Origin of the sequence: Halobacteriovorax sp. DPLXC-1, from assembly GCF_036903125.1 — a bacterium.
Lineage (GTDB): Bacteria > Bdellovibrionota > Bacteriovoracia > Bacteriovoracales > Bacteriovoracaceae > Halobacteriovorax_A > Halobacteriovorax_A vibrionivorans.
Genome location: NZ_JAYMCO010000001.1, coordinates 626,110 through 642,547, shown reverse-complemented (window position 1 = coordinate 642,547; position 16,438 = coordinate 626,110). Strand labels below are relative to the sequence as shown.

13 protein-coding genes are annotated in these 16,438 nt (G+C 34.8%); 3 read left to right on the top strand and 10 right to left on the bottom strand.

The genetic code is table 11. The features are described from left to right. Positions 1–50 precede the first annotated feature (50 nt). Positions 51–1,883, top strand: a complete 1,833-nt coding sequence (gene typA, locus VCM44_RS03125; RefSeq protein WP_114705649.1) for a translational GTPase TypA — start codon at positions 51–53, stop codon at positions 1,881–1,883. A 185-nt stretch (positions 1,884–2,068) separates the two neighbouring features. Then, positions 2,069–2,770: a response regulator transcription factor gene (locus tag VCM44_RS03120; RefSeq protein WP_120405416.1), complete on the top strand. Its 702-nt coding sequence runs from the start codon at positions 2,069–2,071 to the stop codon at positions 2,768–2,770. On the opposite strand, the gene VCM44_RS03115 is transcribed toward VCM44_RS03120, so the two are convergent. From VCM44_RS03115 to VCM44_RS03080, 8 genes are all read right to left on the bottom strand, one after another. Next, positions 2,756–3,835: a UDP-N-acetylglucosamine--N-acetylmuramyl-(pentapeptide) pyrophosphoryl-undecaprenol N-acetylglucosamine transferase gene (locus VCM44_RS03115; RefSeq protein WP_334677987.1), complete on the bottom strand. Its 1,080-nt coding sequence runs from the start codon at positions 3,833–3,835 to the stop codon at positions 2,756–2,758. The genes VCM44_RS03120 and VCM44_RS03115 overlap by 15 nt on opposite strands. 7 nt (positions 3,836–3,842) lie before the next feature. Continuing rightward, positions 3,843–5,000: an NAD(P)/FAD-dependent oxidoreductase gene (locus VCM44_RS03110; protein WP_334677986.1), complete on the bottom strand. Its 1,158-nt coding sequence runs from the start codon at positions 4,998–5,000 to the stop codon at positions 3,843–3,845. Positions 5,001–5,006: 6 nt separating this feature from the next. Continuing rightward, complete coding sequence (locus VCM44_RS03105) at positions 5,007–6,803, bottom strand: DEAD/DEAH box helicase (protein WP_334677985.1); 1,797 nt, start codon at positions 6,801–6,803, stop codon at positions 5,007–5,009. Positions 6,804–6,976: 173 nt separating this feature from the next. Next, complete coding sequence (locus VCM44_RS03100; protein ID WP_120405420.1) at positions 6,977–7,681, bottom strand: hypothetical protein; 705 nt, start codon at positions 7,679–7,681, stop codon at positions 6,977–6,979. A gap of 110 nt (positions 7,682–7,791) precedes the next feature. Further along, on the bottom strand, positions 7,792–8,148 hold the full coding sequence (locus VCM44_RS03095) for a hypothetical protein (RefSeq protein ID WP_120405421.1): 357 nt from the start codon (positions 8,146–8,148) through the stop codon (positions 7,792–7,794). Positions 8,149–8,283: 135 nt separating this feature from the next. Further along, positions 8,284–8,685 carry a hypothetical protein gene (locus VCM44_RS03090; protein WP_334677984.1) on the bottom strand — a complete coding sequence of 134 codons (402 nt, stop codon included), beginning with the start codon at positions 8,683–8,685 and terminating at the stop codon, positions 8,284–8,286. Positions 8,686–8,798: 113 nt separating this feature from the next. Beyond that, positions 8,799–9,200, bottom strand: coding sequence for a response regulator (locus tag VCM44_RS03085; RefSeq protein ID WP_158536756.1), 402 nt, complete (start codon positions 9,198–9,200; stop codon positions 8,799–8,801). 11 nt (positions 9,201–9,211) lie between these two features. Beyond that, complete coding sequence (locus VCM44_RS03080) at positions 9,212–12,352, bottom strand: FecR domain-containing protein (protein WP_334677983.1); 3,141 nt, start codon at positions 12,350–12,352, stop codon at positions 9,212–9,214. 56 nt (positions 12,353–12,408) lie between these two features. Between VCM44_RS03080 and VCM44_RS03075 the strand changes: the two genes are divergently transcribed. Then, positions 12,409–14,610 carry an ATP-binding protein gene (locus tag VCM44_RS03075; RefSeq protein ID WP_334677982.1) on the top strand — a complete coding sequence of 734 codons (2,202 nt, stop codon included), beginning with the start codon at positions 12,409–12,411 and terminating at the stop codon, positions 14,608–14,610. Here the strand turns inward: VCM44_RS03075 and VCM44_RS03070 are convergent. Continuing rightward, positions 14,607–15,332 carry a LysM peptidoglycan-binding domain-containing protein gene (locus tag VCM44_RS03070; protein WP_114705660.1) on the bottom strand — a complete coding sequence of 242 codons (726 nt, stop codon included), beginning with the start codon at positions 15,330–15,332 and terminating at the stop codon, positions 14,607–14,609. The two genes, VCM44_RS03075 and VCM44_RS03070, sit on opposite strands and share 4 nt — an antisense overlap. Before the next feature lie 52 nt (positions 15,333–15,384). Beyond that, positions 15,385–16,392 carry a hypothetical protein gene (locus tag VCM44_RS03065; protein WP_334677981.1) on the bottom strand — a complete coding sequence of 336 codons (1,008 nt, stop codon included), beginning with the start codon at positions 16,390–16,392 and terminating at the stop codon, positions 15,385–15,387. Between the last annotated feature and the right edge of the window lie 46 nt (positions 16,393–16,438).

Here is a 16,438-nt window from a genome sequence, read left to right as displayed (position 1 = left end):
AATAAATTCATTATTAGAAAGTAGATTAGACAGACAGGAAAGGGCACAAAATGAGTCAATTTGAGAAATTAAAAAATATCGCAGTAGTTGCGCACGTTGACCACGGTAAAACAACGATGGTTGATGAAATCTTAAAACAATCAAACACTTTTGAAGAAAGAGCTGAGATTGTAGAAAGAGTTATGGACTCTGGTGAAATTGAAAAAGAGCGTGGGATTACGATCACTGCAAAAAACTGTTCTTTCTTTTATAAAGATACAAAGATTAACCTACTTGATACTCCAGGCCACGCGGACTTTGGTGGTGAAGTAGAAAGATCTCTTATGATGGTTGATGGTGTACTTCTTCTCGTTGATGCTTCAGAAGGTCCTCTTCCACAAACTCGTTTCGTACTAAGAAAAGCGCTTTCTCGTGGTCTTAAGGTTGCGGTTATTATTAATAAGGTTGACCGTCCAGATCAAAGAATTGATGAAGTTAGAGGTGAATGTGAAGACCTACTACTTGAGATTGCAACAGAGCTAGAAGTTGAAGACTTTGATATTGATATTCCATTCATTTATGCATCAGCTAAAAATGGTTGGGCAGCAATGGAGCCAGGAGTTGTTCGCGAAGATATGATTCCTGTTCTAGACTTCATGGTTTCGGATTACTTCCCAGAGCCAAAGCAAGATATCGAAGCTCCACTGCAACTTCTTGTATCAAACCTTACATATTCTAAATTCCTAGGACAACAATTCGTAGGGCGTATTCACCAAGGAAAGATTGTTAAGAACCAACAATTTACTTGTATTGGTGCTGACAAATCAAAGAACTTTAAAGTTTCAAATATCCAAACTTATTCAGGACTTCAAACTGTAGAGGTTAACGAAGCTCATGCAGGTGAGATTGTAATCTGTGCTGGTATTGAAGAAGTTCATATTGGAGATACAATCACTCCAACAACTGATCAAAATCCACTAGAGAGAATTGAAGTTGAACCACCAACAGTTGCTGTTAACGTTTCCGTTTCAACATCTCCAATGAGTGGTCAAGAAGGTGAATACCTTACTTCAAGAAAGCTTGAAGAATTCTTACAAGATGCTTGTCGTCTAAATGTTGCTCTTAAATATGAAGCAACTGACGATGCAAAAGTATATAAGCTAAAAGGACGTGGAGAGCTTCAAATCGCTATCGTTTTTGAAGAGCTTAGACGTAAAGGATTTGAGCTAATGGTTTCAAGACCAGAAGTACTTTTCCAAGAAATAGATGGTGAGAAACATGAGCCGTATGAACTTGCTGTTCTTGATGTTCCTGATGATTTCACAGGTGTTGTAACAGAGAAGCTTTCAATCAGAAAAGGGATCATGTCTTCAATGATGCCAATTGGTGAAGGTCGTACAAGAATTGAATTTGAAATTCCATCACGTGGTCTAATTGGTTACCGTGGTGCTTTCATGACAGATACTCGTGGTGAAGGAATCCTTTCTACTGAATTTCTAGGTTACCGTCCATACGCTGGTGATATGCTTGCTCGTCAAAATGGTGCAATCATCTCAGATAGAGCTGGTAAGGTTACTGGATACGCAATCTTTAACCTACTCAACAATGGTGAGTTCTTTGTTGAACCTGGTGATATGGTTTACGAAGGAATGGTTATTGGTGAGAGCAAGAAAGAAAACGACGCTAACGTAAATATCTGTCGTGGTAAGCAACTTACATCAGTTCGTACAGCAGGTAAGGATGAAAATATTATTCTTCCTCCAGTAAGACCTAGAACTCTTGAGTGGGCCCTAGACTGGATTGATAATGATGAATGGGTTGAGATTACTCCTCAAAATGTTCGTATCAGAAAGAAAGAACTTGCTGCAAATAAGCGTTCTGTAGTTAGAAAAGAAAAGAAATAAGTTCAAAATACTACTTAAGAGGCCTCTAGAGGCCCTTTTTAGAGGCCTTTTAAGTAATTAATATCATAGAGAATTTTAAAATTTCTCCCAAGAAACGCACTGCACATATATTCAAATTATTGACGACGCCCCCTTTCATCCTATAAAATCAATATGTTATTGATGAAAACTAAAGAAGTTGAATTATGTCTAGATTAAGCCGATTAAAGAAACCACATGTAACTATTGTCGACGATGACTCTGATAACTTAGAAAATTATCAAGATCTTTTGGAAGATGATTTTGATCTACAGTTAATTCAAAGACCGCTCGAACTACTTACTTTTCTAAACACTAACAAAACTGACATTATGGTTCTTGACCTTCATATGCCAGAACTAAATGGTTTTGAACTTTACGAAAAAGCGCGACTTCTTGCCAAGAAGACTCCTGTTATTTTCTTAACAGGTGACCCATCAGAAGAAGCTTGTGTTAAGGGCCTTCAAATTGGAGCAGAGGACTTTATTGTAAAACCTGTAACGATCAATGAGTTAATTGCTCGTATCAAAAATAAAGTTGAAGCAAAGAAGAATCGTCACCGTCGTAAAAAGAAGAATGAAATTAGATTTGAAGAGCAAGGCTTTAATATCGATCTTGACCAGCAATTAGTGTATCTCAATGAAAAAGAAGTTAAACTGACTTCAACAGAATATAAGATTATTACGCTATTAGCTTCTAATCCAAGTAAAGTTTTTCCAAAAGAGCATATCTCGCAAGTTGTTTGGGCCGAAAGCAATAACAACGCCCAAAATATTGATACTCACCTATCAAACTTACGACGCAAGCTAAAACCGTTTTCAGAATATATTAAAACAATAAAATCTCGTGGAGTCCTACTTAGACTGTAGGACTTCATCTAGAATAATTTGAGTTGCATGTTCACGGTCCTGTGGAACACTCGAGCTTGGAATCTTTTTGAGCTCTTCTTCGATTGAACAATTCTTAAATTCATCTTCCTCAATAACAATGGAGCCTAATACGCGATGTGCTTCCATGGCATTGTGATATTGTTCATTCTTTTGAGCAATTTTTAATGGAATAAAAAGACTTGGTTTTCCAAGAGCTATAAGCTCGGCAACTGTACCTGCACCAGAGCGCGAAATGATGTAGCGAGAAGCCTTCATTAGATCTGGCATTTCATCACCTAAGAAGGCCAAGGGTATATAGGTTTTACTACGAAGAGACTTGAATTCATCGATAAACTGACTACCAACTTGATGAATGACTGTGAATTTTTCACATAATGAGTCTAAGTTCTCTTTGATTTTATCATTAAGTAATTTTGAGCCATTTCCTCCACCAGTAACAAATAGGATTGGCAGAGCAGGATTTTTTAATTCAACGCCTTCAAAAGTACGAATATTGAGCTGAGTTGTTTTAAACTCTTCTCTAACTGGATAACCAGAATATCGAACCTTATCTTTTGGAAAATATTTTAAGGAATCTTTGAAACTTACAAAAACGCGATAGGCAAAAATCGATGCGATCTTATTTGCAAGACCAACACGTGATGTTTGTTCATGGACTATTATTTTATAACCAAGAACTTTTCCGGCCATGACAGTGGGAACACTAACAAAGCCTCCCATCGACACAATAGTACTAGCACGAGAACGTAGTAGAAGTAGATGAATGAATGATTGAAATAGACCTATTATTAAACGAAAAATATCTGTGAGATTTTGAAAATCTATATATCTTCTAAGCTTCCCTGTAGAGACTCCAATATAGCGATCAACCTTGCCTCTTGTCAGGTTTGATTCAATCCCTTTGTAAGATCCAAAATAGACTACTTTGATATTTGATTTTCTTATTTCACTAATTAGAGTTAGTGCTGGAACAACATGTCCCCCACTTCCACCACCAGTGAATACAACGGCCTTTTTATTTCTATCAATTAATTCATTTTGCATGCATTAATTATACATACTTTGCAGCTACATAGCCAGAAGACCAGGCCCACTGGAAATTGTATCCACCAAGAAGTCCTGTTACATCAAGAACTTCTCCTATAAAGAAGAGATTTTTTTGAAGTCGACTCTCCATTGTTTTTGAACTTACTTGATTTGTATCGACTCCACCACGTGTTACTTCGGCCTTACGATAGCCTTCTGTACCGCTAGGGATAAATTCCCAATGATGAAATACTTTAACTAAAAGCTCTTTTTGATCACCTGATAGCTCGGCACATTTTCGGTTAAGTGGTAGCTTAAATAATTTTAACCACTCTTCAACAAAGCGAATTGGCAGTTCTTCTTTTAGAGCATTAAGAAGTGTCTTCTTATTTTTATCTTTTAGGATTTGGTAAATATCAGACTTAGGTAAGAAGTTAATCTTTACTTTACTCTTAGATTCCCAATAGAGAGAGGCCTTTAAAATCGATGGCCCACTTAGTCCCTTATGTGTCCATAGGATATTTTCGAGGAATTTCTTATTACCGACACATACCTCAGATTCAATAGCAACACCTGCTAAGTTCTTTAAGACATTCTCTAAAGTAAATGGAACAAGAGCTGGTGTTGTTTCAACCATTTTGTGTCCAAACTGCTTTGCGATACGATAACCAATATCAGTGGCCCCTAATCCAGGAAATGAAAGTCCTCCGGTGGCAACGACTAGGCTATCTGCTTGAAAAGAATCTCCATTAGTAAGACTAACTTCATAGCAGTCTTCATAAGATACTTCATTCACTCGACTACTAACTTTTAACTCACAATTTGAAGGAATTGATTTCAAAAGTCCTTCCAATATTCCTCGTGACTTTTGGTCACAAAATAATTGGCCAAGTGTTTTTTCATTATATGTTAAATTCAATTCGGAGATAAAAGAAATAAAATCCCAATTCGTATACTGGCTTAAAGCAGATTTACAAAAATGAGGATTTTGAGAAACGTAGAAATTTGGCGTGATATCAAGATTTGTAAAATTACAACGTCCACCACCAGAGACTAAGATCTTCTTTCCAGGGCCTTTTGCACCTTCAAGAATTAATACCTTTCGCCCTCTTTTGGCAGCATGGATGCCACAGAATAAACCTGCAGCACCCGCACCAATAATTATGACATCATATTTACTCATATTTAATTAATAACGGCTTTGACGAGAACTTCCTCTACTTCCACCGTTTGAAGAGCGTTTGTTGCCCCAGCTTTCATTTCCGCCACGACTTCCACTGCGACCGCTACGACCACCACGGTTTCCACCGCGTCCGCCACGATCTCCGCCGCGACCACCGCGTCCACCACGATCTCCACCACGCTCACGAGTAGCTTCAAATCTTAGCTTTTTATTTCCAATGAAAACCTGCTCTTGTCCATCAATTAGAAGCTTACCTGTTTCAAAAGGAATATCAACAAAAGAGAATTTATCCTTAAGTTGAACATTACGGATTCTTCTTTGATCAATATTTAGCTCACCTGCGATTGCATCTAAGAAAGACTTAATCTGAGCACCGTCTTCACGTCCGTAATTTACGAAACAACGAATATTACCACGAGCATCAGCTCTTACTTCTCCACGAGGTCCACTTGCTCTTTCGCCACGGCCCTTTGGCTCAAGGTCGATTGTCGGGTTCATTTCAAAGCGCTTTAAGTTATCCGCAAATAGAGACTTGTACATTGCTCTTAGAACTTGTTCTTTTTCAAGATGATCGAAGTTCTCTGCAAAAGTTACAAAAGAATCATCAAGATCGTCACTTTCCTCTAATTCTTCAAAAATCTCAGCAAAGTGATTAAGCTTACGACGTACCATCGCACCTTTAAGAGTATCAACAGAAGGGATTCTCTCTCTTTCAATCTTTGCTTTTGTTAGTCTCTCAAGTGCTGAAATCTTTCTTATTTCACTTGGTGAAACAACAGAAAGTGCTAAACCTTTCTGACCAGCACGACCTGTACGACCAATTCTGTGAACATAAGATTCAAGATCTTGCGGTAGTCCAAAGTTGAATACGTGAGTTAAGTGATCAACATCAATTCCACGAGCAGCAACATCTGTACAAACAAGAAGTTTTACTTTCTTATTTTTAAACTTCTTCATCGTCACATCGCGATGCTTTTGATCCATGTCACCATGAAGAGAGTCTGCAAGATAACCTCTTAGGTTTAGCTCATCACAAAGAGAGCTTGCTTCAATTTTCGTCTTAGTGAAAATGATCCCGTAGTAATCTTCAACAGCATCAAGAAGACGACAAACAGCTTCACGCATATATTGATCACGAACAAGATAGAACTTCTGAGTGATATTATCATTTGATAAAGTCTTCTTCTTAACCCTTACTATTTCTGGGTTATCCAGGTAATTCTTAATAAGATCAAGAATTGCCGGTGGCATTGTTGCTGAGAACATCCACGTTTTCTTATTTTCCGCTTGTGCTAAAATTTCCTTAACATCATCAAGGAAGCCCATATCTAGCATTTCATCTGCTTCATCAAGAACAGCATAATTAACTTCAGAAAGCTTTAGAACACGTCTTCTAATAAGATCAAGAACACGCCCAGGTGTTCCAACTACGATCTGAGGCTTAATCTTTTTTAAGTTTCTAATTTGATTATCAATTGATGTCCCACCATATACAGACATCGTCTTAATATTGTCTTGTGTTGATAACTTTTTAATTTCATCACAAATTTGATTTGCAAGCTCTCTCGTTGGAGAAAGAATAATTGCTTGAATCGACTTACTATTAGTATCTAATAAGTGTAGAAGCGGAAGTGAAAAGGCCGCTGTTTTACCAGTTCCAGTTTGGGCCTGACCAACAAAGTCAGTGTTCTTTTCGATTAGTAGTGGAATTGCTTGAGACTGGATATCTGTAGCAGTTTCGAACCCTCTCTCTTCGAGTGCACGAAGCAGCGATTCCTTAAGTGGAATTTCGTTAAAATTCAATTTTGACTCCTTAAACGCAAGCCTAGAATGCAGGCCACGGATGTATTGCTCTCACTGAGCTGAAATAATGACTTTGTGACCGTCATTGATAAATAGGCGTATTTTCATATTTTCAGGGAATCTAACATGCTAGATGCGGTGTTTCAAGGGCCATTGAAAAAGTTCTATGGTGTTCATTTTTTTAATGTATTAAATTCTGATCTTAGATTCTGGGCCATATCACTAAAGAATTTAGAGACGGTTATGGATTTATTGAGTAACCAGTGATCAGTGGAGCATGTAAAAGTATAGGTATAACGTGTTTTTCCCTTCCCTTCAGGAAGTATAAAGTAGGTACCACCAGAGGTTTTCATCACACTTTTCTTATTTAGAGGAGTTGAGATATACTTCTTAGAGGTAGTATCATCAAGCATCTCCATTGTTATCTTATAGCCATCTAAATAGCGAAAGACCCTGATTAAGTCGTTGTAAGTATAGACTCCATGGTTATATGAACGTCTTTTAACAATGAATCGATTAACTTCATTCTTTGCGAGATCAGCTACTTTTAATTTTTTAACGATGACTGACTCTATTAGGGAGTCACTATTATAAGGACAATCAATACTCTTATCAGAGATCTGGCGCTTATCCTTATACTCATTATTACAGCGCTTATCAAAGGCCAATACTGTCTCCAAGACAGCTTCTACAGGTCTTTCTATCACGTCACTGATTGTTCCTTGATAAAGGCGAATTCCATCTTTCTTTCCAGATAGCATATGGACGCCGAATTTCTTCGACTTTTCTCTGTAATCAATATCAAACTTTTTAATATTGATGGCCATTGAAGATAATGACATAGAGATCGTTAGGAATGAGTATAAAATGCACTTCATAACAGAATATTTACCATTAACTCCCAAATTGAGCAAAAAGTAGATGACACTCTGAAGTCTATACAGGGTTAGACTAGTTAATAGATTAAACCTAGTAGAGGACAAACCAATTACTTTCTTTTATTTTCTTTAAAGAAACGATCGATAACTTCTTGTCTTTCCTCAATACTTATCTCAAGTAGAGTATCCATTGTTTCAATGATGCGAACCTCTTCCTCCAGAGTATTATTTCCATAATCGAGGCGATCCTGAAGCTTATTTAAGACGTAATCAAGTTCTGTTGTTTCACTCTGAACAGTTCTCTTTTCATAGAGTTTATCGAGAATCTTTTGTCTTTCAAAGATTGATTCATCTAATGATTTATTTTGTTGTTCAAGTTGATAAATTTCTTCACCTAGCTTTTCTAAGTCAGTGGCGTGTGAATATGCCCCGGCCATAAGTACTAGTAGCACTAATAATTTCTTCATATCTATATCCTTTATTTAAATATTATATGAATAAATTATGGCATAAATAGAATTTAGCTAATCAATCGTTGGAAAGATTACAAAGGGTGTTCTGAGATTTTACAATTCATCACTTATCATAAGTAACTAATTATACTAATGGAGTGAAACGCGAAAAATCTCATCTTCGATAAATTCACCAGTTTTAAAGTTCTTAAACCAGATACGAGCAGAAACCGTTTTGTATGTAACTTGATGCTTAATATCCCAGATTCCATCATCTAAATTGGCAATCTCTAAGGCCATGCGCTCACACTCCTCTAGTGAGATATTTTCAACAATCTCTCTACGACTCCATTCGCGATAATATGAGGAAAGCTTAACTCTAATAGGTAGATTCTCCTGAAAGACACCTTGAAGTACACAGGCCGTAGTGAATTCGATCTTGATATCATCTTCAATAACTTGAGTATCGTTATCATTAATATCATTTCCCTCACTAGCAAAAGTGAGTGATGAAAATAGAATGGCCAATATTAATAGATTTAACTTATGCATAAGAAACTCCCCCTAACTCTTAAAGTCATAATAGGGGAAGCTAGCAATTGTTCTTTATGTTTTCAATTAGCCTAAAGACATCTTTAGAAACATTAAGTAAAAGTTAACCATGTTTAAGCTAGAAGCTTATCAATTTCTCCAAGTTTACTTCTTAATGTCATTTTTGTGAAAGGCTTAAGGATGTAATTAGATGCTCCACTCATAACTGCTTCCATAACGATTTCTTTCTCATTTTCAGAGCTGAGCATAACAACGGGGATATCGACAAAGCGCTCATCGCTTTTCAACTCTTTTAATAACTCAATCCCATTCATATTTGGCATATTGATATCTGAGAAGATGAGATCAATTTTCTCATCACGTCCATAAAGTTCCTCTAATTTCTTTAGAGCATCTTGGCCATCAATGGCCTGATAGATTCGACCAAACCCTTCCTCTCGTAAGTGGGAAACAATTGTCTCTCTTAAAGTATTTAAATCATCAATAACAAAAATTTTCTTATCTTCGTAACTCATAATCAACATCCTTAGAAATCAGTTAGTGGAGAAATTGGAAAAATAATCTCAGATATATCCGAATATTTTGAGCCACTTCCCCAATAGTCTATATATTTATAACGGAAAAAATATTTACCATCTCGATTGCTTCGCCAACAAAAACTAGAGCTATTTGACCAAATCTCTCTTACGATCTTAGTCATTTGTACATCACGATAGATTTCAACGAAGTATTTACTAGCAGTTAAGTAGCTAGGCAATGTTACTCGGTAACATAGATTCTTTGAATCATATTTCATGACATACTTCTTAACTTCTTCAGGGTTTATATTCTTTGGTGGTTTTACTTTAAATTCTTTTTCACCAACTGCTTTCTTCTTTCCCTCTTCAATCTTAGAGACTTTAATCTTGTAGTCACTCATATCCTTACTTTCAAAATCAATACTATTTTGTTTTACTTCTTTTTTCATAATCAAAGAATTTGCAGTATCAAAGACTTCGACAATATATGATTCCTTATTTTCAGATTGCTCTAAAGGCTTTGACGAAGTGTCGGGACTGTCCCAAGAAAAAGAGCTAACAATCACATTTTGCTTATTTTTTACGGTCTTCTTCTTAATTAAAACAGCTTCATCAATTTTAATTTCTTTGGATAAAAGTTTTACTTTTGACTCTTCATTAACAACAGCTAAATTATACTTTCCACTTTTTAAATTTGTACTTTCAAATCCACCATCTTTACCGATAGAAAGTGGCACGAGTGCACCACTTGCCTTCTCAACCAATTTCACAGTATGACTTGGGGCAATCAAAGGACGGTTTATATTAATCGATGTCACAATTTTATCCTCAAGTGACTTAGATTTGATTTCTTTTAATTGATACGGGTTCTCAAGCTTCAAATTTAACTTTTTCTCATAAGCTAGATTACTTGAAATACTTTTTGCATTAGGAGAAGTATTTGCTGTTGATATATTGGAGATAACAGATGCGGCTCCAACTGAGACCAGTGGTAGTACTGTAACGTTAATATTTTCTTGATCAAATGATGGAAAACTAAAGTCATTATCAGAAACAACATACTCAGTTTTTTTCTTAATATCTGGGTACTCGACAATTACCTTAGATTTAATACCTTTTCGCATATTAAGTTTTACTTCAACAGGCTTCTCATAATCAATCGTCTTACTTTTAAGTGCTATTGGATCCATCTTATTGGCAACGACATCAAGACTATCAAATTCGCTAAAATCAGGACTTGTTGAAACGATATATTTCCCAAAGCTTAAGCTGCTAATATCAAAACTTCCATTTATTATAGGTAACTTTGAAATCTTAGTTAATACATCTGATCCTAAACTTGTAGACTTAAGATAGATATGTGAAGAGCCTATTTGAGTAGATTTTTTCTTTAAAACAACCTTGTCCTGAGTGAGTAAATCAACTTCATCAGTTTCTAAAAATGAAGTATATTGCTGAGTCTCTTTAACACGACTATCTATATCGTCGTTACTTAGAAGGATATCGAAACTATCGATGGCCTTAAATGCTTGTGTAGTTGCAACTATGTACTTACCAGCCGCAAGCGTAGTTATATCAAACTTATTTTCTATTACACTTAACTTTATAGGAGCTAAATTACTATTTGCAGGCTTAACAAACACATGAGTAGGTTTCTGTATTTGAGAAATATCATTAAGCTCTACTTTTGTTGTTTTTTTAATATCGACAATATCCTGTGTGACAATTTTTTGATTTGCTACATTATTATTTACATTAATTACTTCCATTGATTGGAAGTTCGGCGATGAAGAGACAATATAACTTCCAACTGCCAATTGAGATAGATTAACAAGGCCATCTTCTACTTTTATTTTCAAAGGTGCTTCACTAATATTGACTGAACGTATATAAATCTCATCTGGTATTTTTTCTGATGTCATCAAATTAGGATTTAAAGATACTTTCTTTGTATCTGCTAAATTAATTTCATCATCAACAAATAGAGATCTACTATCTATTTTATCTTTTGCACCAATGACTTTAAAAGAATCAACTTTCTCAAACCCAGGACTTGTGGAAATGAGGTACTTACCTGCAGCTAGAGGTGTAGTAATAAAGCTACCATCAGTAACTTTTAATTTTATAACATTTGTTCTTTGCCCTGAGGGCTTAAGATAGACTTCACTGATATTTTGCGAAATCAAACTCTCATCGAGCTTGACTCTATCATTCTTTGATATATCGACTTCATTAGACTTTATAATGGAAATAGTCTCTGCTTTAACTTTAGAATCAGTAATTTCAAAACTATCAATAGTTTGAAAATCAGGAGACGTTGAAACAAAGTACTTACCTGCCTTTAACAAGCTTACGTTAAACCCTTTGTTCTTCACATTAATCACAAAAGGTTGTGCTGAATCATTAACTGCTTTTACATAGACTTGTTTAACTTTTCCAATATCAAATTTTTCGTTGAGCTCTATCGTTTTTTTCTCTTCACGCTTAATTTTAGGTGTAGCAACAAGACGCTCTCCTTCAGCTAAACTTATTCCTTCTGGGGTAAATGAAGGAGAATTAGAATTTACTAAAGTTGACTCTCCTTCTTTTAGGTCTAACTTAGCTTTATGTTCATCTAATAAGTTTATAACGGAAGCCTCTCCTTTTAGAAGTTTAACTCCGTAATTCTCTTCATTAAGCTTTTCTAGTTTTACAACCCCACCCTTTGCAACTTCAACAACAGAGTTTCCACGGTTAATTCTTAGAACTTGTTTTGTTTCACTAGCATCTACTTTCAAAGTTCCTTGATCGATATTTAAATCAAGTCCCTTTGATTCATTGATGACAACTCTAACGAGGCTATTTGGATTTATTTCAAGAGAACTCTTATTCTCTAGTAATATATTGAGCGTCTGATTTGAACTAGTAAAAATCTGATCATTATTAAAAACCGTTTCTTGATTATTAATTTCAGACCATGAAAAACTCCTCTCAGTCTTTCTCTTGGCCCTTCCATCTGTTGTATCACCAACAATAATTAATTCTGATGAAATCTGATCCACTTTCGATAAATTCTGACTTAAATAAATACCCAATAAGACGAGTACACTACCTGATACCGCAAGCATTATTTCAAAGGCATTAAAGTGAGAAGATTTTAACTTGTTCATAATTTTGTGTATTTAGTCTAACATAGAAACAAAATTAATTTTATATAGGATAAAAAATGCACTTTTTTAATCTTCGAAATAAGATTCTTTCATTTGGCTTAATCATTTTAATCTTGGTTACTTCATTTAACCTCTACTATACCTACAATGTTTTTGAGGAGGATAAGGAATCATATATTTTCGAGAATGTTCTCAGAAGTACAGAATTAATCGATCGAGAGCTTGGTAAGTTAATTAGTCAACCTGACAAAGTTAAGCTCCAATTAAAGACTCAAGATTTTAACGAAATTAAGTCCTTAATGGAGTCAGACAAGATATTTTCCTACGTTATAAAACACAAAGACAAGATTATCTTTGGAGAAGATAATTTATTTAACAAAACTGAGATAACAAGCTCTTCTCATCAAGCAATGGTAAAAGAGATAAGTTTTAATGAGGCTAAATATTTGGCCGGTATCGTGACTAACAAAACAAATGGAATCACTACAATTGCCTATATTAATAAAAGTAAGGCTTTTGCCTCCCTTGATTATCTAATAAAGAAGAATATCTACTTCGCAATTATACTCTTTGGAATTGTTCTTATTTTAACAATATTTTTTGCAAGAAGTATCACGACACCAATTCTACAGATTATTCAAAGAACTGTGGATATTTCTAATGGTGATTATGACAATAAGGTTGTTGTAAAAACTAACGATGAGCTTAGGATACTTGGGGATAGTGTCAATACAATGTCCCATGAGATTAAGACTCTTCTTGATCAAAAACAGGAAATGATCGTCAAATTAGAAGAGGCAAATAAGCAACTCGATATCTACAGTAAAGACCTCGAAAAACTTGTTGATGAAAGAACAAAAGACTTAAAGGATGCGAACTCATATATTACAGCAATGCTAAATTCTCTTTCACAGGGTTTATTTGTTATACGACCAGATGGAACATGTTCTGACTTATATACAAACTCTTGCTTATCAATTTTTGGAAATTCCCCAGAAAATAAACGATTTGCGGAATATATTAAGTCCGAAAATGACTCAGCCACACAGAAGTGGCTAGAGCTAACTTTTGCTCAGAAGATGCCTTTTGAAAGCTGTGCACCACTTGGCCCAGATAATTTCCAACAAGGTAGTCTTGGAGATGAGAACTTTAAGTATATTAATTTTGACTACTACCCTCTTATGCTTGATGAGACTCTTAGTGGCATTGTTGTTTTAGCAACGGACTTTACAGAAAAATTAGTACTTGAAGAAAATATTAAGAGGAAAGAAGCTTATATTAACAATGTCACAGAGTATGTCCTCAATGAAGAAATCATAAAGAATCTAGTATCTGAAGCAAATAGTCTTCTTGACGAAATTATTGATTCACCTGCTAGTGACAGCTTTTGTGATCGCGCCCTTATGGTATTTCATACATTAAATGGTGGTTTTGGTACATACTCATTTAGTGATATTCAACAATATGCAATTGAATGTGAAGAATTCATTCAATCAAATGAGTCCAATCCACAAGTCGTAAACGACATAAAGATTCGTGCCGCATCTGCAAAGGACCTTATTAACGAATCAATTAACGAGTTAGATGAAAAGTTTTCAAATCATAATATTATAAGCTTTGAAAAAGATGATATCGACTATCTATCAAGATCATTAAGCTCTCTTGGTAGCGAAGGTAAAGAAGTTCTTGAGAACTTTCTACATAAGAAATCGATATCAAGTATTTTTAATCCATACCCTAAATTAGTTGAGAAGATATCACAAAGCCTAGGAAAGCCGATGAAGGACTTAATCATTCCACAGTCAGACTTTCGTATAGCACCAGAAAAAGTTCAAGAACTTTCCAACTCTCTAGTACATGTTTTCAAAAATAGTATGGATCACGGTATAGAGCCGAGTGATCGAAGGTCAGAACTAGGAAAAGAAGAAAAAGGTGAAATTAAAATTGATATTCAAACTAATAATGATCAAATTAAAATATTAATAAGTGATGACGGAGCTGGACTTAATACAGAAGCGATAAAGGAAAAGCTTTTACAAAAGTATGAATCTGATGAGATTGAAAAGCTAAGTGAACAAGACTTGATGGCAAAAATATTTGATCCCAACTTCTCCACAAGAGATAGTGTCTCCGAGTTCTCTGGACGAGGAATAGGAATGAGTGCAGTTAAAGAGGCCATTGAGAAGCTTAATGGATCAATTTATGTTGATTCCAAGAAAGGTCATGGCACACGCTTTGAATTTAATTTAAAGGTTTAATTCTTTATTGAGCTAATATCTCTTCTCTTCGGATTTGAGAAGTCGTACTTTTTTCGTACTTCATGGTACTCTTTTCTCACAGTTTGGTAGTCCTTGTAATATAGAGTAAAGCCAGGAAAAATTAAATCATAATCATCAATAACTTCTTTATTATTATCCCAGATATTGATCCAATAGCGACTACGTCCATCATATACTTTTTGCGAAATTCGTCCTAATGTATCATCCTTTTTAATTAAGTATGGATCACCTTCAGGTCTTGTATAATCTAAAACTTCTGGAACAACAGGAACTTTAATTTTTTGCCCTGTAAATAAATTAGTCGTACCATTTAATCTTTTAATATCCTTCCATCTTCTAATATCTTTATATAAGTAAAAGGCAATCTTCATGGCCGTATCATGTTGTTTTACGACATAGTAATCAAAAGCTTCTTCATCTGCAGAAGCTGGGCCTCTTTTAATATCGTTAAAGCTTATTTCTTTTTCTATTAGTTTTGTTTTTGGTACATCTTCAAAAATCGAATCAGATCTAAGTATAGAGTGTTCCTTTTGAGCTGTGACTTCTCCAAGATCAAAAACCATTTCATCTTCAGAAACAACAACTTCTTCACTCTTACTCTCTTCCATTCCTAGTTGTTCAACTAAATTATATGAATCAAATGAACATGACTGAAGAGTTAATAAAATGACAATACTTGATAAAATCGAATTACTTTTCATACTAAATACCTCAATAACTATTCGGCACTAAGTAAAAAAAGTTTAAAGATTATTAAAGGATATAACCGAAACCTAACCCCAGTCTAAGTGTTGTGATATCAGAAGGACCACTCATCCAATGGTATTTAAATAAGCTATGAGCAAAGAAACTATTTCCAAGGTTTTTAAATAGATAAAATAAAACCTTACTACCTGAAAAGGTTTCATTATACTCAGAAGCTGCGAAGCTATTATCTCTATTGGAAACAACTGAGTGCGAATAACTTAATTTTGTAAAAAATTTATGGCCGAGAATATCAATAGACCTTGAAGCACCAACTGTTAAATAGATAACTTGATTTGTATCAAAAGTAACAAGAGCATTTTTTTGTAAATTTTCAAGATTAAAGGTATTAAACTTCTCAAAATCAAACCCTGTATACCACGACATCTTTGGTGACTTTAATTTATAAGAAAAATAAATATTGCCTCCAATTTCTGGATCAACTTTTACTTCATCATCTGTTTGATCAATCAAGGCAGTCGTTAAGTAAGAATAATAAATGCTCCCCGCAAAGTTATAAGGCTTCTCCTTTGGATAATAAGAAACACTTAAACCTAGAGAGATGGGTGAATTTTGTAAAAAAGTTACATCTGCATGGGCCGGATTATTTTGCGTAAAGCTTCCATATGATGCCATATAGAAAACAGAGGCCCTCAAGGGAGACTCACTTAATTCTTCTTTCAGTTTATCGAGCTTTTCCTGAGTTGTTCTTTGGGACTTCTTTAAATTAAATTGAAACTTTGAAAGTTTATCAAAATCCAAAAGATCAACAGAGATATATAGCTCAAAACGAGAGTTAGCTTTTAAGTTATTAAAATTGATTCTCTTATTATTCTTGATTGTTTTCTCAACCATAGGATGATTGATACTTACAATCGAATCGTCTTTGATAAACTTCTTATAAATTTCAGATAAGCGCTCTTTATCCTTACTTACTCGGTAAGGAAGCTTAATAAACCTGACCTTTTTACTCTTGATAATTTCCTGGAAATCTAAGGGTTCTGCGCCTACTGGCAATAAAAAGACACAAAAAAGAAATATAATCTTAAGAAATCCCACACTT

What these genes read in the sequence shown, in the direction of transcription:
- typA (WP_114705649.1), top strand. Translation starts at nt 51, where the DNA reads ATGAGTCAATTTGAGAAATTAAAAAATATCGCAGTAGTTGCGCACGTT.
- VCM44_RS03120 (WP_120405416.1), top strand. Translation starts at nt 2,069, where the DNA reads ATGTCTAGATTAAGCCGATTAAAGAAACCACATGTAACTATTGTCGAC.
- VCM44_RS03115 (WP_334677987.1), bottom strand. Translation starts at nt 3,835, where the DNA reads ATGCAAAATGAATTAATTGATAGAAATAAAAAGGCCGTTGTATTCACT.
- VCM44_RS03110 (WP_334677986.1), bottom strand. Translation starts at nt 5,000, where the DNA reads ATGAGTAAATATGATGTCATAATTATTGGTGCGGGTGCTGCAGGTTTA.
- VCM44_RS03100 (WP_120405420.1), bottom strand. Translation starts at nt 7,681, where the DNA reads ATGAAGTGCATTTTATACTCATTCCTAACGATCTCTATGTCATTATCT.
- VCM44_RS03095 (WP_120405421.1), bottom strand. Translation starts at nt 8,148, where the DNA reads ATGAAGAAATTATTAGTGCTACTAGTACTTATGGCCGGGGCATATTCA.
- VCM44_RS03090 (WP_334677984.1), bottom strand. Translation starts at nt 8,685, where the DNA reads ATGCATAAGTTAAATCTATTAATATTGGCCATTCTATTTTCATCACTC.
- VCM44_RS03085 (WP_158536756.1), bottom strand. Translation starts at nt 9,200, where the DNA reads ATGAGTTACGAAGATAAGAAAATTTTTGTTATTGATGATTTAAATACT.
- VCM44_RS03080 (WP_334677983.1), bottom strand. Translation starts at nt 12,352, where the DNA reads ATGAACAAGTTAAAATCTTCTCACTTTAATGCCTTTGAAATAATGCTT.
- VCM44_RS03075 (WP_334677982.1), top strand. Translation starts at nt 12,409, where the DNA reads ATGCACTTTTTTAATCTTCGAAATAAGATTCTTTCATTTGGCTTAATC.
- VCM44_RS03070 (WP_114705660.1), bottom strand. Translation starts at nt 15,332, where the DNA reads ATGAAAAGTAATTCGATTTTATCAAGTATTGTCATTTTATTAACTCTT.